Source organism: Pseudomonas sp. P20, from assembly GCF_016463925.1.
GTDB classification, from domain to species: Bacteria; Pseudomonadota; Gammaproteobacteria; order Pseudomonadales; family Pseudomonadaceae; genus Pseudomonas; species Pseudomonas aeruginosa.
In genome coordinates this window covers 241,987-265,829 of the sequence record NZ_JAEMVM010000007.1, presented here as the reverse complement: position 1 = coordinate 265,829, position 23,843 = coordinate 241,987, and the positions used below count along the sequence as shown (strand labels likewise).

The window sequence follows — 23,843 nt, the reverse complement described above, 5'->3', positions numbered from 1 at the left end:
GTCCGACTCCGTTGTACAGACTGCTGTTGGTTATGCATGTTTTTCCCCGCCCTCAGGAGCGTTCCTTGAGAGTCAGGCTGCGCGGACGCTCCAGCCAGTTCCCCTCTCCGTCAGGAACGATTTCGATCACGTCTATTTTTCCTTCGCTGATGCCGACGACCTTGCCGTCGTTGCGCCCCAGGTAGTCCCCGACCCTCACCCGGTGCACGCCACCCGCGCCCTTCACCAGGGCGAAGGTGCCCTGGGCGTTGGACAGGGTGCCGACCATCTCGAAGGTCTCGATGTTGAAGCCTTCCAGGAACTGCTTGACCCGCGTCTCGTCGGGCTTGATCACCTTGTTGCCCTTCTGCCGCACGGTCAGGTCGATCTTCACCGGCGGCTGGAACGGGCTGCGTAGCGACGCGGCGCTATAGGTGAAGGCCTCGTACGGCTGGAACTTCGGCAACGGCTCGATAGTGCCCTTGGGCCGGGCGCGAACCTCGTCCATGTAGGACTGCAGATCGGCGAAATCGGAACCGCCGCCGCATCCGGCCAGGCTGGCGAGCAGCAGGCTGCTCAGAATCAGGCGGGCTCTCATTTCTTCAGCCCCTTGTCGTTGTAGCGATAGGTCTTGGCCAGGATGCTCATGCGCAGCTTGGACGTGCTGCCGGGCGCGACCGGCTTGATCTCGAAGTCATGCAGGGTGACGATCCGCGGCAGGCTGGACACGCCGCTGACGAAGGTCGCCAGGTCGTGGTAGCCGCCGACCACGCTGATCTGGATCGGCAGCTCGATGTAGAACTGCTGGGCAACCTCGGGAAGCAGCTTGATTTCCTCGAACTCCAGGCCGCTGCCCAGGCCGGTACGAGTGATGTCCTCGAGCAGCCCGGGTACCTCGGTGTCGCTGGGCAACTGCCGCAGCAAGGCGCCAAAGGACTCTTCCATCTCCTTCATCTGTGCCTTGTAGGCTTCCAGGTTCGCGGCCTGGTGGAGAACTGCTGCTTGAGCGTCTCCTCTTCCGCGGCCTGCTGTTCGAGCTGAGCCTGCATGTCACTCAGATGGAAGTTGTAGCCCAGCGCCAGGACCGCCGCGGTCAGCAGCACGCAGACGATGACCTTGACCGCCGCCGGCCAGGAACCGATGTTGTTCAGGTCGAGATCGTTGATATCGATCTTGCGCAGACTTTCCAGGGAACTGGCCAGACTCATTTCTTGGCTCCTTGCGCAACCCCATGCTTCGCCTTGGCGTCTTCCTCGCCGGGCTGCGTCTGCTGCACGGTCAGTTGGAACACGTTGGCCTGGTCCACCGCGCCCTGGGTCACCGCCTTGACCTCGTTCAGGGTCGGGGCGGTCAGCCACTCGGACGCGTCCATGTTGCGCATGAGATTGGAAACGCGGTTGTTGGACTCGGCCGCGCCGGCGATGGCGATGTTCTTGCCGGTCATCTTCAGGTCGGTGAAATACACGCCGTCGGGCAAGGTCCGCACGAGCTGGTCGAACACCCGTCCGATGATGGGACGGTTGCCCTGCAGGTCCTGGATGATCTTCATCCGCTCGAGCAATTGCTGGCGCCGCGACTTCAGTTCGCTGATTTCCTTGATCCGGGCGTCGAGTACGACGATTTCCTTGCGCAGGAAGTCGTTGCGGGCGTTCTGGTTCTCGATGGCCGCGGTGAAGTACTGGTCGCCAAGGAATACCAGTGCAGCCGATGCCACCAGGACGCCGCCAAGAATCACCAGGAACTGCTGCTTGCGCTGCTCGCGCAGCTCTTCGCGCCAGGGTAGAAGGTTGATCCGTGCCATCAGTCGAAACTCCTCAACGCCAGGCCGCAGGCGATCATCAACGCCGGAGCGTCGCTGGCCAGGGCGCCGGCATTCACCTTGCCGTTCAGCGCCATGTCGGCGAACGGGTTGGCGACCAGGGTCGGGGTGCCGATCTTCTGCTGGATCAACCGATCGAGATCCTGGATAGACGCCGTACCGCCCGCCAGGACGATGTAGTCGACGTCGTTGAACTGTCCGGCGGCGAAGAAGAACTGCAGCGAGCGGGAAACCTGCTGCACCACGGCGTCCTTGAACGGACGCAGAACTTCGCTGTCGTAGTCATCCGGAAGACCGCCCTGCTTCTTGGCGAGACCGGCTTCCTCCACCGAGAGTCCGTAACGCCGCTGGATCTCCTCGGTGAGCTGGCGACCGCCGAACAGCTGTTCGCGGGTATAGATGGTGCGTCCGTTGTGCAGGACGCTCAGGGTGGTCATGGTCGCGCCGATGTCCACTACCGCCACGGTCAACTGGTCGGTGTCGGCACCCAGCTGGCTGCTCAGCAGCGCATAGGAGCGCTCCAGCGCGTAGGCCTCGACGTCGACCACCTTGGCGGTCAGGCCGGCCAGCGCCAGGGCCGCTTCGCGAACCTCGACGTTTTCTTTCCGACAGGCGGCCAGGAGTACGTCCACGCGCTCGGGATTGCGCGCGGAGAGCCCCTGGACCTCGAAGTCGATGGCGACTTCCTCCAGCGGATAGGGGATGTACTGGTCGGCCTCGATCTTCAGCTGGTTTTCCAGTTCATCCTCGGAAAGCCCGGCCTCCATCTCGATGGTCTTGGTGATCACCGCCGAACCGGCGACGGCGACCACGGCCGACTTCAGGTTGGTTTTCGCCTTGACCAGCACCCGTGACAACGCCTGGCCGACCCCTTCCAGCTCGACGATGTTCTTTTCCACGACTGCATTCGGCGGAAGCGGCTCGACGGCATAGGCCTCCACTTTGTAGCGGCCTCCGGAGCGGCTCAACTCAAGGAGCTTTACCGAGGTCGAGCTGATGTCGATCCCCAGCAAGGTGTTCGCTTTCTTCTTTATGAGCCCTAGCACGACCAATTCCCTATTAGCGTTCAATACTTACGAACGATTCTTCTTTTTTCACATTAGATACCAGAGCCGAAGGCCAGGCAAATGGCTAGGTCACAGAAAAATTGCTTATAATGTGAACAGCTTTTGCCTTTTTCCTGTCCTATTCGCTTAACTCTTTCTTTTTCCTGGAAATCCGAATCTACCCATGCGCCTGCTGAAGTTCCTGTGGTGGACTTGCGTCACCCTGATTTGTGGAGTGCTGCTCAGTTTCAGCGGCGCCTATCTCTATCTGAGTCCCAGCCTGCCCTCGGTGGAAGCTCTGCGTAACGTCCAGCTGCAGATCCCCCTCAAGGTCTACAGCGAGGACGGCAAGCTCATCTCCGAGTTCGGCGAGATGCGCCGGACGCCGATCCGCTTCGCCGACATCCCGCAGGACTTCATCCATGCCCTGCTGTCCGCCGAGGACGACAATTTCGCCAACCATTATGGCGTCGATGTGAAAAGCCTAATGCGCGCCGCCGCGCAATTATTGAAAAGCGGTCACATCCAGACTGGCGGCAGCACCATCACCATGCAGGTAGCGAAGAACTACTTCCTTACCAATGAAAGAAGCTTCTCGCGAAAGATCAATGAAATCCTCCTGGCCCTGCAGATCGAGCGACAGCTGACCAAGGACGAGATCCTCGAGCTCTACGTCAACAAGATCTACCTGGGCAACCGTGCCTATGGCATCGAGGCTGCCGCACAGGTCTATTACGGCAAGCCGATCAAAGACTTGAGCCTGGCCGAGATGGCGATGATCGCCGGCCTGCCGAAAGCGCCCTCGCGCTACAACCCGCTGGTCAACCCGACCCGCAGTACGGAGCGGCGCAACTGGATCCTCGAGCGCATGCTCAAGCTCGGCTTCATCGACCAGCAACGCTACCAGGCCGCCGTCGAGGAGCCGATCAACGCCTCCTACCACGTGCAGACCCCCGAACTGAATGCGCCCTACATCGCCGAGATGGCCCGTGCCGAGATGGTCGGCCGCTACGGCAGCGAGGCCTATACCGAGGGCTACAAGGTCATCACCACGGTCCGCAGCGACCTGCAGAACGCCGCCAGCCAATCGGTCCGCGACGGCCTCATCGACTATGACCAGCGCCACGGCTACCGCGGCCCGGAGACCCGCCTGCCGGGCCAGACCCGCGACGCCTGGCTCAAGCACCTGGGCCAGCAGCGCAGCATCGGCGGCCTGGAGCCGGCGATCGTCACCCAGGTGGAAAAGAGCGGGATCATGGTGATGACCCGCGACGGCAAGGAAGAAGCCGTGACCTGGGACAGCATGAAATGGGCACACCCCTTCCTCAGCAACAACAGCATGGGCCCGATGCCGCGCCAGCCCGCCGACGTGGCCCAGGCCGGCGACCAGATCCGCGTGCAGCGCCAGGAAGACGGCACCCTGCGCTTCGTACAGATTCCCGCCGCACAGAGCGCGCTGATCTCCCTCGACCCGAAGGACGGGGCGATCCGCTCGCTGGTCGGCGGCTTCTCCTTCGAGCAGAGCAACTACAACCGCGCGATCCAGGCCAAGCGCCAGCCGGGCTCCAGTTTCAAGCCGTTCATCTACAGCGCGGCCCTGGACAACGGCTTCACCGCCGCCAGCCTGGTCAACGATGCGCCGATCGTGTTCGTCGACGAGTACCTGGACAAGGTCTGGCGACCGAAGAACGACACCAATACCTTCCTCGGCCCGATCCCGCTGCGCGAAGCCCTGTACAAGTCCCGCAACATGGTCTCGATCCGCGTCCTGCAGGGCCTGGGCATCGAGCGGGCGATCAGCTACATCACCAAGTTCGGCTTCCAGCGCGACGAACTGCCGCGCAACTTCTCCCTGGCCCTGGGTACCGCGACAGTCACACCGATGGAAATCGCCGGCGCCTGGAGCGTATTCGCCAACGGCGGCTACAAGGTCAATCCGTACGTCATCGAACGCATCGAGAGCCGCGACGGACAGGTGCTGTACCAGGCCAATCCGCCCCGCGTGCCGGTGGAAGAACAGGTCGCTGCGCCGGATGCGGAAGACGCCGGGAATCCTGGTGACCCCGAGCATCCGGAGAGCGCCGAAGGCGAAGGTTCGATCGAAGCCCAGCAAGTCGCCGCCAAGGCCCAGACCACCTTCGAGCCGACCCCGGCCGAGCGGATCATCGATGCCCGTACCGCCTATATCATGACCAGCATGCTGCAGGACGTGATCAAGCGCGGTACCGGGCGTCGCGCCCTGGCGCTGAAGCGCACCGACCTAGCCGGCAAGACCGGCACCACCAACGATTCCAAGGATGGCTGGTTCTCCGGCTACAACTCCGACTACGTGACCAGCGTCTGGGTCGGCTTCGACCAGCCGGAGACCCTGGGTCGCCGCGAGTACGGCGGTACCGTCGCGCTGCCGATCTGGATCAGGTACATGGGCTTCGCCCTCAAGGACAAGCCGATGCACACCATGGCCGAGCCGCCAGGCATCGTCAGCCTGCGCATCGACCCGGTGACCGGCCGTTCGGCCGCGCCGGGCACTCCCGGCGCCTATTTCGAGATGTTCAAGAACGAGGATACCCCGCCCTCGGTCAATGAACTGCCGCCAGGCAGCTTCCCTGGCAGCCCGCTGCCGGATGACGAAGGCGCGCCGATCGACCTGTTCTGAACCGGCCGGCGCCTGCGCTTCGTTGGCGACGACGGGAGCGCGAGGCGCAGGCAAAAAGAAACCCCGCCAAGGCGGGGTTTCTTTTTATCCGGCGGATCGATCGATCAGCCGTTGAAGACGTCGTCCACCGATTTCAGCGGATAGTTCTTCGGATACGGCAGGGTAGCCACGCCGGTCTCGATGGCAGCCTTGGCCACGGCATCGGAAACCACGGTGATCAGGCGCTTGTCCATCGGCTTCGGAATGATGTACTCGCGGCCGAATTCCAGCTTGTCCACGCCATAGGCGGCGCAGACGTCTTCCGGGACCGGCTGCTTGGCCAGGTCGCGCAGGGCCAGGGCGGCGGCGATCTTCATCTCTTCGTTGATGCGCGTGGCACGTACGTCCAGGGCACCACGGAAGATGAAGGGGAAACCGAGCACGTTGTTGACCTGGTTCGGATAGTCGGAACGACCGGTAGCCATGATCACGTCGTTACGGGTGGCATGGGCCAGTTCCGGCTTGATCTCCGGGTCCGGGTTCGAGCAGGCGAACACGATCGGGTTCGGCGCCATGCGCTTGAGGTCTTCCGGCTCCAGCAGGTTGGCGCCGGACAGGCCGACGAACACGTCGGCGCCCTCCAGGGCGTCGGCCAGGGTGCGCTTGTCGGTCTCGGTGGCGAACACCGACTTGTACTGGTTCAGGTCGTCGCGACCGGCGTGGATCACGCCCTTGCGGTCGATCATGTAGATGTTCTCGACCTTGGCGCCCATGCTCACCAGCAGCTTCATGCAGGAGATGGCGGCAGCGCCGGCGCCGAGGCAGACGATCTTCGCTTCTTCCAGCTTCTTGCCGGCCAGTTCCAGCGCGTTGAGCATGCCCGCCGCGGTAACGATGGCGGTGCCGTGCTGGTCATCGTGGAACACCGGGATGTCGCACTGTTCGATCAGCGCGCGCTCGATCTCGAAACACTCGGGAGCCTTGATGTCCTCGAGGTTGATACCGCCGAAGGTGATGGAAATACGCTTGACGGTATCGATGAAAGCCTGCGGGCTCTCGGCGTCGACCTCGATGTCGAACACGTCGATGCCGGCGAAGCGCTTGAACAGCACACCCTTGCCTTCCATCACCGGCTTGGAGGCCAGCGGGCCGAGGTTACCCAGGCCGAGAATCGCGGTGCCGTCGGAAATCACTGCCACCAGGTTGCCCTTGCCGGTGTACTGGTAGGCCAGCTCGGCATCGCGGGCGATTTCACGCACCGGCTCGGCGACACCCGGGCTGTAGGCCAGGGACAGGTCCCGGGCGGTAGCGGTGGGTTTGGTCAGCTCGACACTCAGTTTTCCCGGACGGGGTTGTGCGTGATATTCGAGGGCAGCGGTTTTAAGATCGGACATTTGGGCACTTCCGCTTTATTGCTTGTTGGACAGACGGGGCGACCGAGCATACGCAAGAAGACGACGCCCCACAAGATCGTCAGGACCCGGCTGTCAAGACCTCTAGCGTACGACTTTAAGCCAATCGCCCGGACGGGGTTCACCGCTCGGATAAAGGTCATTCAGCAGACGCAGACGAGCCACGGAGTCACTCAATGACCCCTCGCCGCCAGCCGCCAATTGCTCCAGCGTCTGCCCCGCCTTGACCTGCACCAGGTGCAGGCGTCGCGGCTGCGCCAGGGCCCGCTCCTTGTCGCGCAGCGGACGGAAGCTGCGGATCACGCTGAGGAAGCGGTCGTCCTGGGTCTCCAGGGAACCGACCTTGACCACGCCGACGAACAGGTAGGCGCGGTCGCCCTGGTAGATCACAGCAACCCGTCGCGCCGGGTTGCCTGGCACCACCGCCGTGTAGCCGTTCAGTCCTGCCTGCTTCAGCGACTCTTCCTGGGCCAGCCGTTGCCCGGCGTTCTTGCGCAGGAACTCCGCGGGCGTCAGGCGGGAATCATGGGGCACCAGCTTCATGCCGATGAACGACTGCTCGTCCGCCGGATAGCCAAGCAGGGCACTGGGCTGGTTGAGGATCTTCCAGCCCGCCGGATAGCTCAGGGTGAAGTCCAGCTCGGCATGGTAGAAGTTCTGCCCGCGACGCACCCCGGCCGATGCCGAGTCGCCGAACGGCATGCCTTCCAGATGGCGAAGAAAGACCTCGCGCCCCACTTCCTGCTGTCCGTTGGCCAGTTGCCGGGCCGGGCCGACCACTTCCTGCAGACGCCGGTCGTTGTCCGGATGGGTATCGAACAACCCGTGGTAGCCGCCGGCCTGTACCGCCTGGCCATTGCGCGCAGCCTCTTCGCGAGCGAAGTCCTCCTGGTTCTTCAGCACCCGCACCACCTGGATCATCGCCGTCGGATCGTAGCCGGCGCGGGCCAGGTACTGAGCGCCGAGACCATCGGCTTCCAGTTCCATGTCACGCCCGTAGCCGCGGACGAAGGCCGTGCCGAGCACGTTGGCCAGGTCGCCGGCGGCACCGACCCCGGTGCCGATCGCCACCGCCTGGCCAAGGATGTTCCAGGCGCTGGCCTGGCTCTGCTGGCGCACGCTGTGGCGCGCCGTGACGTGGCCGACCTCATGACCGAGCACCGCGGCCAGTTCGGCCTCGGAGCCAAGGTAGGCGATCAGTCCGCGATGGATATAGATGTAGCCGCCCGGCAGGGCGAAGGCGTTGATGTCCGGCGAATCGATGACGGTGAAATGATATTGCAGATTGCTGCGGTGGCTGCTGCGGGCGACCCGCTCGCCTACCCGTTGCACGTAGGCCTGGAGCTTTTCATCGTTGTAGCGGGGGAACTGCTTGAGGATTTCCTGGTTGTAGCGAGCGCCCATGCCGAGTTCCTGCTGCTCGCTCATCATCACGAAATCGCTCTTGCCGGTGGCCGGGTTCACCGCGCAGCCGCCCAGCGCGCCGACTCCCAGCAACAGCAGCAGGAGCCAGGCGGTCTTCATGGCAACCATTCCAGCATCGCCGGATCGGTCACCGACATCTGCCAGCGCGCCTTGCCGGCCGGCACAGCGCCACGGCGGGAACGATCGACCACCCAGCCACGCACTTCCAGCGAACGTCCCGCCATCTGCATCACCCGTTTCGCATCGAACGCCTTGAGCACCTTCGGCTCGATCCGCAGGACCAGCGGACCGTCCATCTCCAGCCAGATACCGCCCCGGTTGCGTTCGACCTCGAGCACCCGCCCGCGGACCACGGCGAAGCCGCTCTGCGCCAGTCGATCGAGCGAAAGCACCGGCGAACGCTTCCATACACCCAGATTAGCCGAACGCGCTGCACGTTCCGCCGCTTGCTGACAGGCCGTCAGCTCGGTGTTCGGCGCGACCGCCACCAGGTAGCCCAGGCCCTCGCCGAGCAGGCGCGCCTCGAGGTTGGCGCCGCTGGCATCGAACAGGTGCGCCAGGGTCCGCCCGTAGTGATCGCGGGCCTGGCGGCCCGGCTGCAGGGCGAGACGCCCGTCGCTGGCCGATACCAGCGCCTGCAGTCGCTGCTTCGCGGCTTCGGCGAAGGGCTCGGTGGTGCGACCGTTGTGCGCCAGCTCAGGCGCGTTGATACCGATCAGCCGCACGCTGCGGCCATCGCGCAGGCGCACGGTATCGCCGTCCACCACCCGCGCCACCTCGACGTTCTGCAAGGCGCCGGTAGGCCGGCAGGCCTCCGCCGCACCGGCGAAGGCGGAAACCACGGACATGAAAAAGGCGCCCACCAGGGACGCCTTTCTCGGTACAGCGACAAGTAGCATTGCGCGCGTTCGCGGCAAGCGGCTTACTTGGTGGCGCCGAATACGCCGAAACGCTGCTTGAAGCGGTCGATACGGCCGCCGGTGTCCAGCACCTTCTGCTTGCCGGTGTAGAACGGGTGGCATTCGGAGCACACGTCCAGATGGATCGGCTTGCACAGGGTGGAACGGGTCTTGATGACGTTACCGCAGCTGCAGGTAGCTTCGATAGCTTCGTAAGTCGGATGGATGTCCGCTTTCATGATTCAATCCTCGAGGCGTTGTGTGCCGCCACCCAGCGCGTTTACCAGGCACCGCACGTAATTAAGGGCGTGGATCATACCAGACCGATTCATCTATGCAAGCGACCCCGCCCGCCGGTCGTCTGCTAACATCGCCGGCCCAGTCCTCGTTTCCTTCATCCCCGGAAGCCGCTGAGTGTCAGACCTGATCCTACGCCTAGCCCTGCCTTCGCCACTCCGCCGCCTGTTCGACTACCGCGCGCCCCGCGGCATTCCGCGCAGCGCCCTACAGCCGGGGATTCGCCTGCTGCTGCCGTTCGGGCGCCGGGAGCTGGTTGGCGTTCTGATAGAGGTGACGGACCGTTCCGAAGTACCCGAAGACAAGCTCAAGCCTGCCCTCAGGGTACTCGACGCCAAGCCGCCGATGCCGGCGCACCTGCTCGAACTCTGTCGCTGGACCGCCCAGTACTACCAGCACAGCCTCGGCGACACCCTGTCCTGGGCGCTGCCCAACCTGTTGCGCCAGGGCGAGCCGGCCGAGGCGCGCCAGCAGCGCTTCTGGCATGCCACCGCGCAATCCAGCCTCGACGATCCGCGCCTGGCCCGGGCGCCGCGCCAGCGCCAGGCCCTGGCGATTCTCAAGCAGCATCCGCACGGGGTGTCCCATGAGTTGCTGAACCAGTTGCAGATAAACAAGGACAGCCTCGACCTGCTCAAGGAAAAAGGCTTGGTCGAACTGGAGGTGCGGCGCCACAGCACCCCGCCGCGCGAAGGCGGCTGGCTGGCCCAGGCGGAGTTGCCGCTGAACCCCGAGCAGCGCGCCGCCTTCGAGGCGGTTCGCGCCAGCCACGGCGGTTTCCATTGCTTCCTGCTGGCCGGGGTCACCGGCAGCGGCAAGACCGAGGTCTACCTGCAACTGATCCGCGAAACCCTGGCCGCAGGCCGCCAGGCCCTGGTGCTGATTCCCGAGATCAACCTGGGGCCGCAGACCCTGGCGCGTTTCGAACGCCGCTTCAACGCGCGCATCGCCCTGCTGCATTCGGCCCTGACCGACCGCGAGCGCCTCGACGCCTGGCTCGCCGCCCGGGATGGCGAGGCCGACATCGTCATCGGCACCCGTTCGGCACTGTTCACTCCATTGAAGCGGCCGGGACTGATCATCGTCGACGAGGAACACGACGCCTCCTATAAACAGCAGGACGGCCTGCGCTACCACGCCCGCGACCTGGCACTGGTACGCGCACGCCTGGAGAACGTGCCGATCCTGCTCGGTTCGGCCACGCCCGCCCTGGAAAGCCTGCACAACGCCCAGGCCGGCCGCTACGGCCTGCTGCGCCTGACCCAGCGCGCCGGTGGCGCGCACCCGCCGAAATTCATCCGCCTCGACGTGAAGAGCATGCCGCTCGACGCCGGCCTTTCCCGCCCGCTGCAACAGGCCATCGGCGATACCCTGGCGGCCGGCCAGCAGGTCCTGGTGTTCCTCAACCGCCGCGGCTTCGCTCCGACCCTGCTTTGCCACGACTGCGGCTGGATCAGCCAATGCCCGCGCTGCGACGCGCGGATGACCGTGCACCAGGGCAGCGGCGAGTTGCGCTGCCACCACTGCGACCACCGCCAGCGGCCGCCGATGAACTGCCCGCAGTGCGGCAAGCTCGACCTGCGTCCGGTAGGCGCCGGCACCGAGCGCGCCGAGGAACGCCTGCGGATTCTCTTCCCGAACCATCCGGTGCTGCGCATCGACCGCGACAGCACCTCGCGCAAGCACGCCATGCGCGACCTCTTCGCCACCATCAACAGCGGTGAGCCATGCATCCTGGTCGGCACCCAGATGCTCGCCAAGGGGCACCACTTCCCACGGGTCACCCTGGTGGCGATCCTCGATGCCGATGGCGGCCTGTTTTCCGCCGACTTCCGCGCCAGCGAACGCATGGCCCAGCAGATCGTCCAGGTCGCCGGCCGCGCAGGACGCGCCGAGGAGCCCGGACGGGTACTGATCCAGACCCACCTGGCCGATCACCCGCTGCTGGTCCAGCTCACCGAGGACGGCTACTTCGCCTTTGCCGAACAGGCCCTCAGCGAACGCCGCGCCGCCGGCCTGCCGCCCTTCGCCCACCTCGCCCTGCTGCGCGCCGAAGCGCACAAGCCGGGCCAGGCGGAAGCCTTCCTCGACAGCGCCTGCAGTGCCGCCGAGCAATTGCTCGAGCAGATGGGCGGACCGGAGGTGGAACTGCTCGGGCCGGTGCCCGCGCCCATGGAGCGGCGTGCCGGCAAGCACCGCGCGCAACTGCTGCTGCAGTGCATGAGCCGGGCGCCGCTGCATCGCCTGCTGACGCCCTGGCTGCAGAGCCTCGAACAGTTGCCCGGCGGGCGCCAGGTGCGCTGGTCGCTCGATATCGATCCGATCGACCTGTTCTGAGCGCCTTCCAGGAAGACGCCCCGCTTGACTGGGGTCAGCCGGAATCCGCGATGTCCGGCGCAAACTGTCGGCTAATCGCCGCAACGGTTGGCAACGCCTGTCCGCCCACGGATAATGCGCGGTTCTGAGCCTCGACCGGCCACCCCGCGCACATCGCGGGGAGTGAACTTCGGAGCGCCGCATCCGCCGGCCCTTCCCCTGCCCGACCGTCGCGCGCCGCCCCTCTGCCCGCGAGCACGGAGAAAAACGATGAAAGACACGATTCGCCAGCTGATCCAGCAAGCCCTCGACCAACTGACCGCGGACGGCACCCTGCCCGCCGGCCTGACCCCGGACATCCAGGTGGAGAACACCAAGGACCGTAGCCACGGCGATTTCGCCAGCAACATCGCCATGATGCTGGCCAAGCCGGCCGGGATGAAGCCGCGCGACCTGGCCGCCAGGCTGGTCGAGGCAATCCCCACCCACGAGCAACTGGCCAAGGTGGAGATCGCCGGCCCCGGCTTCCTCAACTTCTTCCAGGATCACGTCTGGCTCGCCGCCAGCCTCGACCGCGCACTCGCCGACGAACGTCTCGGCGTGCGCAAGGCAGGCCCGGCGCAGCGCGTGGTGATCGACCTGTCCTCGCCGAACCTGGCCAAGGAGATGCACGTCGGCCACCTGCGTTCGACCATCATCGGCGACGCCGTCGCGCGCGTCCTCGAGTTCCTCGGCGACACGGTGATCCGGCAGAACCATGTCGGCGACTGGGGCACCCAGTTCGGCATGCTGCTCGCCTACCTGGAAGAGCAACCGGTCGACGCCGAGGCCGAGCTGCACGACCTGGAGGTCTTCTACCGCGCGGCGAAGAAACGCTTCGACGAGTCTCCCGAATTCGCCGACCGCGCCCGCGAACTGGTAGTCAAGCTGCAGGCCGGCGACCCCGACTGCCTGCGCCTGTGGACCCGCTTCAACGAGATTTCCCTGTCGCACTGCCAGAAGGTCTACGACCGTCTCGGCGTGAAGCTGAGCATGGCCGACGTCATGGGCGAGAGCGCCTACAACGACGACCTCGCCCAGGTGGTCGCCGACCTGACCGCCAAGGGCCTGCTCACCGAAGACAACGGCGCGTTGTGCGTCTTCCTCGAAGAGTTCAAGAACGCCGAGGGCAATCCGCTCCCGGTGATCGTGCAGAAGGCCGGCGGCGGCTACCTCTACGCCACCACCGACCTCGCCGCCATGCGTTATCGGCACAACGTGCTGCACGCCGACCGCGTGCTGTACTTCGTCGACCAGCGCCAGGCCCTGCACTTCCAGCAGGTCTTCGAAGTGGCGCGGCGCGCCGGTTTCGTTCCGGCCGGCATGGAGCTGGAGCATATGGGCTTCGGCACCATGAACGGCGCCGACGGCCGTCCGTTCAAGACCCGCGACGGCGGTACGGTGAAGCTGATCGACCTGCTGGAAGAGGCCGAGAGCCGCGCCTATGCGCTGGTCAAGGAACGCAACGAGCAGCGCGCCGAGCGTGGCGAGGAGCCGTTCGACGAGGTCCAGCTGCGCGAGATCGGCCGGGTGGTGGGGATCGACTCGGTGAAGTACGCCGACCTGTCCAAGCACCGCACCAGCGACTACAGCTTCAACTTCGAACTGATGCTGAGCTTCGAAGGCAACACCGCACCCTACCTGCTCTACGCCTGCACCCGCGTGGCCAGCGTCTTCCGCAAGCTCGGCCAGGGCCGCGAGCAACTGGGCGGGAAGATCGTCCTCGAGCAGCCCCAGGAGCTGGCCCTGGCCGCACAGCTGGCGCAGTTCGGCGACCTGATCAACAACGTCGCGCTCAAGGGCGTGCCGCACCTGCTCTGCGCCTACCTGTACGAGTTGGCCGGGCTGTTCTCCAGCTTCTACGAGCATTGCCCGATCCTCACCGCCGAGGACCCGGCGCAGAAGGACAGCCGCCTGCGTCTCGCCGCGCTGACCGGCCGTACCCTGGAACAGGGCCTGGAGCTGCTCGGTCTGAAGACTCTGGAACGCATGTAATCGAACCCGCCCGAACAGGAGTCCGGGAACCCCCATGGCAAAGAAGAAACCCGCCCCCAAGCGCGGCGCCAGCCGCTACCAGGCGCCCGCCGCGAAGAACGGCGTTCCCGGCTGGGTCTGGCTGGTCGCCGGCCTGGCCATCGGCGGCTTCATCATGTTCCTGATGAAGCTCGAACCCGGGCGCAAGGACGTCCAGCGCGAACGCCCGGACGCCCAGCGCCCGGCCGCCGTGCAGGGCAAGCAGCCGCAGCAGAACGGCCAGGCCCAGCAGCCCGCGCAAACGCAGACGCCGGCCCAGGCCAAGCCGAAGTACGAGTTCTACACCCTGCTGCCGGAGTCCGAGGTCGTGGTGCCGCCGGAAGCGGTACCGGAGAAGGCCCCGCCGCCGCCCACCCCCGCCGAACTGGCCAAGGCCGACGAAGCGCGGGCCAAGGCCGCACTCGCCGGGCAGGTGCCACCGCCGCTGCCGAAAGCGGTGGTCGCCGCCAGCACGCAGTTCTTCCTGCAGGCCGGCTCGTTCCGCAAGCAGTCCGACGCCGACCGCGTGCGCGCGCAGATCATCCTGCTCGGGCAGTCGGTGAACGTCGAGGCCGGCAACGTCCGCGACGAGACCTGGTACCGGGTGATGGTCGGCCCGTTCAACAGCCGCGACCAGTTGTCCCAGGCGCAGAAGACACTGTCCTCCAACGGCTTCAGCAACCTGCTGTTACAGCAACGCAAGGCCCGCTGAACGCGGGCCACGCCGTGCGTTCCGACGCACGGCGGTGCGTGCGGTTGAAAAGCCGCGGATCGCCCCTATATCTCCCAGCATTCCGGGCATTCGGCCCCGCAGTGTGGAGATTTCCCCCTTGACCACCATCGTATCTGTCCGCCGCAACGGCAAAGTCGTCATGGGCGGCGACGGCCAGGTTTCCCTGGGCAACACCGTGATGAAAGGCAACGCCAAGAAGGTCCGGCGCCTGTATCACGGTCAGGTACTGGCCGGTTTCGCCGGCGCCACCGCCGATGCCTTCACCCTGTTCGAGCGCTTCGAGCAGCAACTGGAGAAACACCAGGGGCACCTGGTCCGCGCCGCCGTCGAACTGGCCAAGGACTGGCGCACCGACCGCTCCCTGAGCCGCCTCGAAGCCATGCTCGCGGTCGCCAACAAGGATGCCTCGCTGATCATCACCGGCAACGGCGACGTGGTCGAACCCGAACACGGCCTGATCGCCATGGGCTCCGGCGGCGGCTTCGCCCAGGCCGCGGCCCTGGCCCTGCTGCAGCACAACGCCGAGCTGAGCGCTCGGGAAGTCGCCGAGACCGCGCTGAACATCGCCGGCTCGATCTGCGTCTTCACCAACCAGAACCTGACCATCGAGGAGCTGGACAGCGCCGTCTGAAGCGCTCGTCCCCCGCTGGAGTAAACGAATGTCCATGACGCCCCGCGAGATCGTCCACGAACTCAACCGCCACATCATCGGCCAGGACGACGCCAAGCGCGCCGTCGCCATCGCCCTGCGCAACCGCTGGCGACGCATGCAACTGCCGGCCGAGCTGCGCGCCGAGGTAACACCGAAGAACATCCTCATGATCGGCCCCACCGGCGTCGGCAAGACCGAGATCGCCCGCCGCCTGGCGCGCCTGGCGAACGCGCCGTTCATCAAGGTCGAGGCGACCAAGTTCACCGAGGTCGGCTATGTCGGACGCGACGTCGAATCGATCATCCGCGATCTCGCCGACGCCGCGGTGAAGATGCTCCGCGAACAGGAGATCCAGAAGGTCAAGTATCGCGCCGAGGACGCCGCCGAAGAGCGCATCCTCGATGCCCTGCTGCCGGCCGCGCGTCCCGCCATGGGCTTCGGCGACGAGCCGGCACGCGAGGACAGCAACACCCGCCAGCTGTTCCGCAAGCGCCTGCGCGAAGGCCAGCTGGACGACAAGGAAATCGACATCGAGGTGGCCGACAACCCGGCCGGCGTGGAGATCATGGCCCCGCCCGGCATGGAGGAGATGACCAACCAGTTGCAGAACCTGTTCTCCGGCATGAGCAAGGGCAAGAAGAAGACCCGCAAGCTGAAGGTCGCCGAGGCCCTGAAGCTGATCCGCGACGAAGAGGCGGTGCGCCTGGTCAACGAGGAAGAGCTCAAGGCACGCGCCCTGGAGGCGGTCGAGCAGCACGGCATCGTCTTCATCGACGAGATCGACAAGATCGCCAAGCGCGCCAACGCCGGCGGCGCCGACGTCTCCCGCGAGGGCGTACAGCGCGACCTGCTGCCGCTGATCGAGGGCTGCACGGTGAACACCAAGCTGGGCATGGTCAAGACCGACCACATCCTGTTCATCGCCTCCGGCGCCTTCCACCTGAGCAAGCCGAGCGACCTGGTTCCCGAGCTGCAGGGCCGCCTGCCGATCCGCGTGGAGCTCAAGGCCCTCAGTCCGAACGATTTCGAGCGCATCCTCACCGAGCCGCATGCCTCGCTCACCGAGCAGTACCGCGAGTTGCTGAAGACCGAGGGGCTGGCCATCGAGTTCGCCGAGGACGGCATCAAGCGCCTTGCCGAGATCGCCTGGCAGGTCAACGAGAAGACCGAGAACATCGGTGCCCGCCGCCTGCATACGCTGCTCGAGCGGCTGCTGGAAGAGGTCTCGTTCAGCGCCGCCGACCTGGCCAGCGAGCATAGCGACAAGCCGATCCTGATCGATGCCGGCTACGTCAACAGCCACCTCGGCGAGCTGGCCGAGGACGAGGACCTGTCCCGCTATATCCTTTGACCACCGCCGCCGCCACGGCCAACACCGTGGCGGCGGGCCGCGCGGTCCCGAACCGGGGTATCCTTGTACTCCGCCCTTCCGCGAGTCCGATGCGATGCGTATCCCTTCCGCCATCCAGCTGCACAAAGCCTCGAAGACCCTGACCCTGCGCTACGGCGAGGATAGCTACGACCTGCCTGCCGAGTTCCTCCGCGTGCATTCGCCCTCGGCCGAGGTCCAGGGCCACGGCAACCCGGTATTGCAGTACGGCAAGCTGAACGTCGGCCTGGTCGGCGTCGAACCCGCCGGCCAGTACGCACTGAAGCTGAGCTTCGACGACGGCCACGACAGCGGCCTGTTCACCTGGGACTACCTGTACGAGCTGGCGACCCGCAAGGACCAGCTATGGGCCGACTACCTGGCGGAGCTGGCCAGCGCCGGCAAGTCGCGCGACCCCGACGAGTCGGTCGTCAAGCTGATGCTCTGAAGCGCCGGGCCGAGTGCCCCTTCGCGGCACACGGCATCCAGGCGATTTTTCTCCGCTGCCCCGAACGAGGGCACGTCATTTGCAACATTCGCCCCGCAGACTGCCAGACCAGACATCCGGTCGGCGCGGTCGCCACGGCGAATGTCCTACCCTGCACGGCAGCAACGCTCTAGTCCGCAGGTCGGCCGCTCGCCGGGCCAGCCACGCCGGCCACCGATGCTTCTGCCAGCTTGCACGCCAGCGGAAACTCGCGTAACCAAGACGGTGCAGCCCCTTGTCCGGGTTCCCTTCCCTGACGTGCGTCCGCCCCGCCCTGAAACGTGCGGGTGGGCTGGTAGTCGAGCAGTAGCCGGCCGGACACCTGGTCCCCGGTTTCGTTGCGGTCCCCTGTTTCGCCTCGAACAATGGAGCGTTGCCGATGAGTCAGAAGAACAATAACGAGCTTCCCAAGCAAGCCGCGGAAAACACGCTGAACCTGAATCCGGTGATCGGCATCCGGGGCAAGGACCTGCTCACCTCCGCGCGCATGGTCCTGCTCCAGGCGGTGCGCCAGCCGCTGCACAGCGCCAGGCACGTGGCGCATTTCAGCCTGGAGCTGAAGAACGTCCTGCTCGGCCAGTCGGAGCTACGCCCAGGCGATGACGACCGACGCTTTTCCGATCCGGCCTGGAGCCAGAATCCGCTGTACAAGCGCTACATGCAGACCTACCTGGCCTGGCGCAAGGAACTGCACAGTTGGATCAGCCACAGCGACCTGTCGCCGCAAGACATCAGTCGTGGCCAGTTCGTCATCAATCTGCTAACCGAGGCGATGTCGCCGACCAACAGCCTGAGCAACCCGGCGGCGGTCAAGCGCTTCTTCGAGACCGGCGGCAAGAGCCTGCTGGACGGCCTCGGCCACCTGGCCAAGGACCTGGTGAACAACGGCGGGATGCCGAGCCAGGTGGACATGGACGCCTTCGAGGTGGGCAAGAACCTGGCCACCACCGAGGGCGCCGTGGTGTTCCGCAACGACGTGCTGGAACTGATCCAGTACCGGCCGATCACCGAGTCGGTGCACGAACGCCCGCTGCTGGTGGTGCCGCCGCAGATCAACAAGTTCTACGTCTTCGACCTGTCCCCGGACAAGAGCCTGGCGCGCTTCTGCCTGCGCAACGGCGTGCAGACCTTCATCGTCAGCTGGCGCAACCCGACCAAGTCGCAGCGCGAATGGGGCCTGACCACCTATATCGAGGCGCTCAAGGAGGCCATCGAGGTAGTCCTGTCGATCACCGGCAGCAAGGACCTCAACCTCCTCGGCGCCTGCTCCGGCGGGATCACCACCGCGACCCTGGTCGGCCACTACGTCGCCAGCGGCGAGAAGAAGGTCAACGCCTTCACCCAACTGGTCAGCGTGCTCGACTTCGAACTGAATACCCAGGTCGCGCTGTTCGCCGACGAGAAGACCCTGGAGGCCGCCAAGCGTCGCTCCTACCAGTCCGGCGTGCTGGAGGGCAAGGACATGGCCAAGGTGTTCGCCTGGATGCGCCCCAACGACCTGATCTGGAACTACTGGGTCAACAACTACCTGCTCGGCAACCAGCCGCCGGCGTTCGACATCCTCTACTGGAACAACGACACCACGCGCCTGCCCGCCGCGCTGCACGGCGAGTTCGTCGAACTGTTCAAGAGCAACCCGCTGAACCGCCCCGGCGCCCTGGAGGTCTCCGGCACGCCCATCGACCTGAAGCAGGTGACTTGCGACTTCTACTGTGTCGCCGGTCTGAACGACCACATCACCCCCTGGGAGTCGTGCTACAAGTCGGCCAGGCTGCTGGGCGGCAAGTGCGAGTTCATCCTCTCCAACAGCGGCCACATCCAGAGCATCCTCAACCCACCGGGCAACCCCAAGGCACGCTTCATGACCAATCCGGAACTGCCCGCCGAGCCCAAGGCCTGGCTGGAACAGGCCGGCAAGCACGCCGATTCGTGGTGGCTGCACTGGCAGCAATGGCTGGCCGAACGCTCCGGCAAGACCCGCAAGGCGCCCGCCAGCCTGGGCAACAAGACCTATCCGGCCGGCGAAGCCGCGCCCGGAACCTACGTGCATGAACGATGAAAAGCGACCAGCCTGAAGAACTGCCGCAGGAGCGATCCGCGGCCTCCGCCGACGAAACCCCGCCAGCGCCTCCGGCGCGGCCCCGCGCCGCGCGGAAGCCGGCCAGGCCCCGTATCGCCGAGCCCGCGGCTGCGCCGCCGAGGACCCCGAGCATGCCCCAGCCCTTCGTCTTCCGGACCATCGACCTCGACGGCCAGACCATCCGCACCGCAGTGCGGCCGGGCAAGGAAGGAAGCACTCCGCTGCTGATCTTCAACGGCATAGGCGCCAACCTGGAACTGGTATTTCCCTTCGTCCAGGCGCTCGACCCGGAACTGGAGGTGATCGCCTTCGACGTTCCCGGCGTCGGCGGTTCCTCGACGCCCAGCGTGCCCTACCGCTTTCCCGGCCTGGCCAAGCTGGCGGCGCGGATGCTCGACTACCTGGACTACGGCCAGGTCAACGCGATCGGCGTGTCCTGGGGCGGCGCGCTGGCCCAGCAGTTCGCCCACGACTATCCGGAACGCTGCAAGAAGCTGATCCTCGCCGCCACTTCGGCTGGCGCGGTGATGGTGCCGGGCAAGCCGAAGGTACTGATGCGCATGGCCAGCCCGCGGCGCTACATCCAGCCCTCCTATGGCGTACACATCGCCCCGGACATCTACGGCGGGGCCTTCCGCCGCGACCCCAAGCTGGCCATGGCGCATGCCAGCAAGGTGCGTTCGTCGGGCAAGCTGGGCTACTACTGGCAACTGTTCGCCGGGCTCGGCTGGACCAGCATCCACTGGCTGCATCGGATCCGCCAGCCGACCCTGGTGCTGGCCGGCGACGACGACCCGATCATCCCGCTGATCAACATGCGTGTGCTGGCCTGGCGCATTCCCAACGCCGAACTGCACGTGATCGACGACGGCCACCTGTTCCTGGTGACCCGCGCCGAATCGGTGGCGCCGATCATCATGAAGTTCCTCGCCGAGGAGCGCCGCCGCGCCGTCATGCACCCTCGTCCGTTCCTGCCCAAGACCGGCTGAACTGCTGCACGGGCAACACCAGGGCAGCAGACACTGCTTCGTCATGGTGCAGGTGCATAGTCAATGTTCCGCAACGGCGCATGGCGCCTGGCTTCGCCGCGACAGCGCAAGCTCTGCGACGCCCCTCCCGGCGTTGTGGTACAGCGCTTGCTGCCCCACTGTCGGGCGGCATCCTCCCTGTTCAGGCAGGTGTGCGGTTCTGCCCCGGGTGAAACGGAATTCACAGGCTATAACTGAGTATTCCGAGCCAGGGGACGATCGCCCGTGGCATCCAGACTGTGGTCCTACGACGGAGTGTGGTCCATGCGAGAAAAGCAGGAATCGGGTAGCGTGCCGGTGCCCGCCGAGTTCATGAGTGCACAGAGCGCCATCGTCGGCCTGCGCGGCAAGGACCTGCTGACGACGGTCCGCAGCCTGGCTGTCCACGGCCTGCGCCAGCCGCTGCACAGTGCGCGGCACCTGGTCGCCTTCGGAGGCCAGTTGGGCAAGGTGCTGCTGGGCGACACCCTGCACCAGCCGAACCCACAGGACGCCCGCTTCCAGGATCCATCCTGGCGCCTCAATCCCTTCTACCGGCGCACCCTGCAGGCCTACCTGGCGTGGCAGAAGCAACTGCTCGCCTGGATCGACGAAAGCAACCTGGACTGCGACGATCGCGCCCGCGCCCGCTTCCTCGTCGCCTTGCTCTCCGACGCCGTGGCACCCAGCAACAGCCTGATCAATCCACTGGCGGTAAAGGAACTGTTCAATACCGGCGGGATCAGCCTGCTCAATGGCGTCCGCCACCTGCTCGAAGACCTGGTGCACAACGGCGGCATGCCCAGCCAGGTGAACAAGACCGCCTTCGAGATCGGTCGCAACCTCGCCACCACGCAAGGCGCGGTGGTGTTCCGCAACGAGGTGCTGGAGCTGATCCAGTACAAGCCGCTGGGCGAGCGCCAGTACGCCAAGCCCCTGCTGATCGTGCCGCCGCAGATCAACAAGTACTACATCTTCGACCTGTCGTCGGAAAAGAGCTTCGTCCAGTACGCCCTGAAGAACAACCTGCAGGTCTTCGTCATCAGTTGGCGCAACCCCGACGCCCAGCACCGCGAATGGGGCCTGAGCACCTATGTCGAGGCCCTCGACCAGGCCATCGAGGTCAGCCGCGAGATCACCGGCAGCCGCAGCGTGAACCTGGCCGGCGCCTGCGCCGGCGGGCTCACCGTGGCCGCCTTGCTCGGCCACCTGCAGGTGCGCCGGCAACTGCGCAAGGTCAGTAGCGTCACCTACCTGGTCAGCCTGCTCGACAGCCAGATGGAAAGCCCGGCGATGCTCTTCGCCGACGAGCAGACCCTGGAGAGCAGCAAGCGCCGCTCCTACCAGCATGGCGTGCTGGACGGGCGCGACATGGCCAAGGTGTTCGCCTGGATGCGCCCCAACGACCTGATCTGGAACTACTGGGTCAACAACTACCTGCTCGGCAGGCAGCCGCCGGCGTTCGACATCCTCTACTGGAACAACGACAACACGCGGCTGCCCGCGGCGTTCCACGGCGAACTGCTCGACCTGTTCAAGCACAACCCGCTGACCCGCCCGGGCGCGCTGGAGGTCAGCGGGACCGCGGTGGACCTGGGCAAGGTGGCGATCGACAGCTTCCACGTCGCCGGCATCACCGACCACATCACGCCCTGGGACGCGGTCTATCGCTCGGCCCTCCTGCTGGGCGGCCAGCGCCGCTTCATCCTGTCCAACAGCGGGCACATCCAGAGCATCCTCAACCCTCCCGGAAACCCCAAGGCCTGCTACTTCGAGAACGACAAGCTGAGCAGCGATCCACGCGCCTGGTACTACGACGCCAAGCGCGAAGAGGGCAGCTGGTGGCCGGTCTGGCTGGGCTGGCTGCAGGAGCGCTCGGGCGAGCTGGGCAACCCTGACTTCAACCTTGGCAGCGCCGCGCATCCGCCCCTCGAAGCGGCCCCGGGCACCTACGTGCATATACGCTGAAAGATCCGGCCCGGGCGCCTGGAGCCGGGCACCTCCATCCCCAGAAGAAGTCCGGATGAAGACACGCGACCGAATCCTCGAATGCTCGCTGTTGCTGTTCAACGAACAGGGCGAGCCCAACGTCTCGACACTGGAGATCGCCAACGAACTGGGCATCAGCCCGGGCAATCTCTACTACCACTTCCATGGCAAGGAACCGCTGGTGATGGCGCTGTTCGAGCGGTTCCAGGCCGAGTTGGCGCCGCTGCTCGATCCGCCCGAGGAGGTGCGCCTGGGCGCGGAGGACTACTGGCTGTTCCTGCACCTGATCGTCGAGCGCCTCGCCCACTACCGCTTCCTGTTCCAGGACCTGTCCAACCTGACCGGGCGCCTGCCACGGCTGGCTCGCGGCATCCGTACCTGGCTCGGCGCGCTGAAGCGGACCCTGGCCACCCTGCTGGCCCGCCTCAAGGCCGACCGGCAGTTGCGCAGCGACGCGCCGGCACTCGGGCAACTGGTCGAACAGATCACCCTGACCCTGCTGTTCTCCCTGGATTACCAGCGGGTACTGGGCAGCAAGGGCGAGGTGCGCACGGTGGTCTACCAGATCATGATGCTGGTCGCCCCGCATCTGCGCAGCGAGGCCCAACGCTCGGCGGAAAGCCTGGCGCAGCGCTACCTGGGACCGGAATGAAAAACGCCCGGCGAGTGCCGGGCGTGTGCCTTGCCGCCAGGACTCAGCCCTGGCTGCTCGGCGTCGCCGGAGCGTTCGCTGCCGGAGCGCTGGCAGCCGGTGTGGCGGCGGGGGCAGCGGGCGCGCTCGAAGACGCGGCGGGAGCGGCCGGTTTCGCCGCGGCGGGCTTGGCTGCCGGCTTCTTCGCCGCAGGCTTTTTCGCAGCCGGCTTGGCGGCAGGTTTCGCCGCGGGCTTGGCGGCGGTCGCAGCGGCCGGCTTGGCTGCCGGCTTCGCGGCAGGCTTGGCTGCGGCAGGCTTGGCTGCGGCAGGTTTCGCAGCAGGCTTCGCCGCGGCCTTGGCTGCCGGCTTGGTCGCCGGTTTCGCTGCGGCCTTCGCAGTCGGTTTGGCGGCGGGCTTGGCTGCCGGCTTGGCGGCCGCGGTTTTCGCCGCGGTTTTTTTCGCCGCGGGTTTCGCCGCAGGCTTGGCGGCGGCCTTGGCTGCCGGTTTAGCTGCCGGCTTGGCCGCTGCGGTTTTCGCCGCGGGCTTGGCAGCCGGTTTCGCCGCAGGCTTGGCCGCTGCCTTCGCCGCCGGCTTGACGCTGACGCCGGTGAGTTTCTCGATCTGCTTGGTCAGCGTATCGACCTTGCTGTGCAGCTCCTTCACCTCGTTGCGGCTCGGCACGCCGAGACGCGAGATGGCGCTGTTCAGGCGCTTGTCGAAAGCTTCCTCGAGCTCGCTCCACTTGCCGAGCGCACGGTCCCGAACCTCGTCGACCTTGCTCTTCGCAGAGCGGGCGGAAGCCTTCGCCGCACCGACCTGCGCGTCCACATCGGACTTCGCTTCTTTTTCAGCCTTCTCGCCGTCTTTCACCAAGGTCTCGAACAGCTTGCTGCCGTCCTTGCTGACCTTCGAGTAGGCCCCCAGACCAGCCAGCCAGATCTGCCGCGAGTATTTCTCGATCTCGCCGATCCAACTGGACTCTTTTTCGCTCTTCTTCTTGCCAGCCATCCTGCT

The 23,843-nt window shown here is 65.8% G+C and carries 19 protein-coding genes and 1 pseudogene; 11 read left to right on the top strand and 9 right to left on the bottom strand.

Going from position 1 to position 23,843, the window contains the following annotated elements; translation table 11 throughout:
- Positions 1-52 precede the first annotated feature (52 nt).
- From pilP to pilM, 4 genes and pseudogenes are all read right to left on the bottom strand, one after another.
- Positions 53-577 (bottom strand): type 4a pilus biogenesis lipoprotein PilP, encoded by a 525-nt coding sequence (pilP, locus tag JHD77_RS08700; RefSeq protein ID WP_003095836.1) that lies wholly within the window; start codon positions 575-577, stop codon positions 53-55.
- Positions 574-1,187, bottom strand: a pseudogene (pilO, locus tag JHD77_RS08695) (type 4a pilus biogenesis protein PilO). Before pilO ends, pilP begins: the two are co-directional and overlap by 4 nt.
- A complete protein-coding gene (pilN, locus tag JHD77_RS08690) occupies positions 1,184-1,780 on the bottom strand; it encodes a type 4a pilus biogenesis protein PilN (protein ID WP_003095839.1) in 597 nt (198 codons plus the stop codon). Before pilN ends, pilO begins: the two are co-directional and overlap by 4 nt.
- Positions 1,780-2,844, bottom strand: coding sequence for a type IV pilus assembly protein PilM (gene pilM / locus JHD77_RS08685; RefSeq protein WP_003110888.1), 1,065 nt, complete (start codon positions 2,842-2,844; stop codon positions 1,780-1,782). The genes pilN and pilM overlap by 1 nt, the downstream gene beginning before the upstream one ends.
- Positions 2,845-3,028: 184 nt before the next feature.
- On the opposite strand from pilM, the gene JHD77_RS08680 reads away from it, so the two are divergent.
- Positions 3,029-5,500: a penicillin-binding protein 1A gene (locus tag JHD77_RS08680; protein ID WP_031756300.1), complete on the top strand. Its 2,472-nt coding sequence runs from the start codon at positions 3,029-3,031 to the stop codon at positions 5,498-5,500.
- Positions 5,501-5,604: 104 nt separating this feature from the next.
- Here the strand turns inward: JHD77_RS08680 and JHD77_RS08675 are convergent, their stop codons facing one another.
- From JHD77_RS08675 to rpmE, 4 genes are all read right to left on the bottom strand, one after another.
- A complete protein-coding gene (locus tag JHD77_RS08675; protein WP_003103278.1) occupies positions 5,605-6,873 on the bottom strand; it encodes a malic enzyme in 1,269 nt (422 codons plus the stop codon).
- Between the two features lie 102 nt (positions 6,874-6,975).
- Entirely contained in the window at positions 6,976-8,415 is a 1,440-nt protein-coding gene (locus JHD77_RS08670; RefSeq protein WP_003095844.1) for a M48 family metalloprotease, read from the bottom strand.
- On the bottom strand, positions 8,412-9,164 hold the full coding sequence (locus JHD77_RS08665; protein WP_009877201.1) for a thermonuclease family protein: 753 nt from the start codon (positions 9,162-9,164) through the stop codon (positions 8,412-8,414). Before JHD77_RS08665 ends, JHD77_RS08670 begins: the two co-directional genes overlap by 4 nt.
- Positions 9,165-9,238: 74 nt before the next feature.
- Positions 9,239-9,454, bottom strand: coding sequence for a 50S ribosomal protein L31 (gene rpmE / locus JHD77_RS08660; RefSeq protein ID WP_003095846.1), 216 nt, complete (start codon positions 9,452-9,454; stop codon positions 9,239-9,241).
- Between the two features lie 175 nt (positions 9,455-9,629).
- Here rpmE and JHD77_RS08655 point away from each other — a divergent pair, with 175 nt between their 5' ends.
- From JHD77_RS08655 to JHD77_RS08610, 10 genes are all read left to right on the top strand, one after another.
- Positions 9,630-11,849, top strand: coding sequence for a primosomal protein N' (locus JHD77_RS08655; protein ID WP_003103282.1), 2,220 nt, complete (start codon positions 9,630-9,632; stop codon positions 11,847-11,849).
- 249 nt (positions 11,850-12,098) lie between these two features.
- Positions 12,099-13,862, top strand: a complete 1,764-nt coding sequence (gene argS / locus JHD77_RS08650; protein WP_003103285.1) for an arginine--tRNA ligase — start codon at positions 12,099-12,101, stop codon at positions 13,860-13,862.
- Positions 13,863-13,896: 34 nt separating this feature from the next.
- Positions 13,897-14,592, top strand: a complete 696-nt coding sequence (locus JHD77_RS08645) for an SPOR domain-containing protein (protein ID WP_003095850.1) — start codon at positions 13,897-13,899, stop codon at positions 14,590-14,592.
- A gap of 118 nt (positions 14,593-14,710) precedes the next feature.
- On the top strand, positions 14,711-15,244 hold the full coding sequence (gene hslV / locus JHD77_RS08640; RefSeq protein WP_003095852.1) for an ATP-dependent protease subunit HslV: 534 nt from the start codon (positions 14,711-14,713) through the stop codon (positions 15,242-15,244).
- 28 nt (positions 15,245-15,272) lie between these two features.
- Positions 15,273-16,616 carry an ATP-dependent protease ATPase subunit HslU gene (gene hslU, locus JHD77_RS08635; RefSeq protein ID WP_003095854.1) on the top strand — a complete coding sequence of 448 codons (1,344 nt, stop codon included), beginning with the start codon at positions 15,273-15,275 and terminating at the stop codon, positions 16,614-16,616.
- Positions 16,617-16,710: 94 nt separating this feature from the next.
- Positions 16,711-17,082: a gamma-butyrobetaine hydroxylase-like domain-containing protein gene (locus JHD77_RS08630; RefSeq protein ID WP_003095857.1), complete on the top strand. Its 372-nt coding sequence runs from the start codon at positions 16,711-16,713 to the stop codon at positions 17,080-17,082.
- A gap of 418 nt (positions 17,083-17,500) precedes the next feature.
- Positions 17,501-19,180: a class II poly(R)-hydroxyalkanoic acid synthase gene (gene phaC, locus JHD77_RS08625; protein ID WP_003095864.1), complete on the top strand. Its 1,680-nt coding sequence runs from the start codon at positions 17,501-17,503 to the stop codon at positions 19,178-19,180.
- Positions 19,181-19,332: 152 nt separating this feature from the next.
- Positions 19,333-20,190: a poly(3-hydroxyalkanoate) depolymerase gene (phaZ, locus tag JHD77_RS08620; RefSeq protein WP_003095866.1), complete on the top strand. Its 858-nt coding sequence runs from the start codon at positions 19,333-19,335 to the stop codon at positions 20,188-20,190.
- A gap of 303 nt (positions 20,191-20,493) precedes the next feature.
- Positions 20,494-22,176, top strand: a complete 1,683-nt coding sequence (gene phaC, locus JHD77_RS08615; RefSeq protein ID WP_031756304.1) for a class II poly(R)-hydroxyalkanoic acid synthase — start codon at positions 20,494-20,496, stop codon at positions 22,174-22,176.
- 55 nt (positions 22,177-22,231) lie between these two features.
- Positions 22,232-22,849 (top strand): TetR/AcrR family transcriptional regulator, encoded by a 618-nt coding sequence (locus JHD77_RS08610; RefSeq protein ID WP_003103292.1) that lies wholly within the window; start codon positions 22,232-22,234, stop codon positions 22,847-22,849.
- 43 nt (positions 22,850-22,892) lie between these two features.
- Here the strand turns inward: JHD77_RS08610 and JHD77_RS08605 are convergent, their stop codons facing one another.
- Positions 22,893-23,837 carry a phasin family protein gene (locus JHD77_RS08605; RefSeq protein ID WP_031756305.1) on the bottom strand — a complete coding sequence of 315 codons (945 nt, stop codon included), beginning with the start codon at positions 23,835-23,837 and terminating at the stop codon, positions 22,893-22,895.
- Between the last annotated feature and the right edge of the window lie 6 nt (positions 23,838-23,843).

Coding starts and splice junctions, on each gene's coding strand:
- JHD77_RS08605 (WP_031756305.1), bottom strand. CDS start 23,837: ATGGCTGGCAAGAAGAAGAGCGAAAAAGAGTCCAGTTGGATCGGCGAG.
- phaC (WP_003095864.1), top strand. CDS start 17,501: ATGAGTCAGAAGAACAATAACGAGCTTCCCAAGCAAGCCGCGGAAAAC.
- JHD77_RS08630 (WP_003095857.1), top strand. CDS start 16,711: ATGCGTATCCCTTCCGCCATCCAGCTGCACAAAGCCTCGAAGACCCTG.
- hslU (WP_003095854.1), top strand. CDS start 15,273: ATGTCCATGACGCCCCGCGAGATCGTCCACGAACTCAACCGCCACATC.
- phaZ (WP_003095866.1), top strand. CDS start 19,333: ATGCCCCAGCCCTTCGTCTTCCGGACCATCGACCTCGACGGCCAGACC.
- JHD77_RS08645 (WP_003095850.1), top strand. CDS start 13,897: ATGGCAAAGAAGAAACCCGCCCCCAAGCGCGGCGCCAGCCGCTACCAG.
- phaC (WP_031756304.1), top strand. CDS start 20,494: ATGCGAGAAAAGCAGGAATCGGGTAGCGTGCCGGTGCCCGCCGAGTTC.
- argS (WP_003103285.1), top strand. CDS start 12,099: ATGAAAGACACGATTCGCCAGCTGATCCAGCAAGCCCTCGACCAACTG.
- pilP (WP_003095836.1), bottom strand. CDS start 577: ATGAGAGCCCGCCTGATTCTGAGCAGCCTGCTGCTCGCCAGCCTGGCC.
- JHD77_RS08675 (WP_003103278.1), bottom strand. CDS start 6,873: ATGTCCGATCTTAAAACCGCTGCCCTCGAATATCACGCACAACCCCGT.
- JHD77_RS08680 (WP_031756300.1), top strand. CDS start 3,029: ATGCGCCTGCTGAAGTTCCTGTGGTGGACTTGCGTCACCCTGATTTGT.
- JHD77_RS08665 (WP_009877201.1), bottom strand. CDS start 9,164: ATGTCCGTGGTTTCCGCCTTCGCCGGTGCGGCGGAGGCCTGCCGGCCT.
- rpmE (WP_003095846.1), bottom strand. CDS start 9,454: ATGAAAGCGGACATCCATCCGACTTACGAAGCTATCGAAGCTACCTGC.
- JHD77_RS08670 (WP_003095844.1), bottom strand. CDS start 8,415: ATGAAGACCGCCTGGCTCCTGCTGCTGTTGCTGGGAGTCGGCGCGCTG.
- pilN (WP_003095839.1), bottom strand. CDS start 1,780: ATGGCACGGATCAACCTTCTACCCTGGCGCGAAGAGCTGCGCGAGCAG.
- JHD77_RS08610 (WP_003103292.1), top strand. CDS start 22,232: ATGAAGACACGCGACCGAATCCTCGAATGCTCGCTGTTGCTGTTCAAC.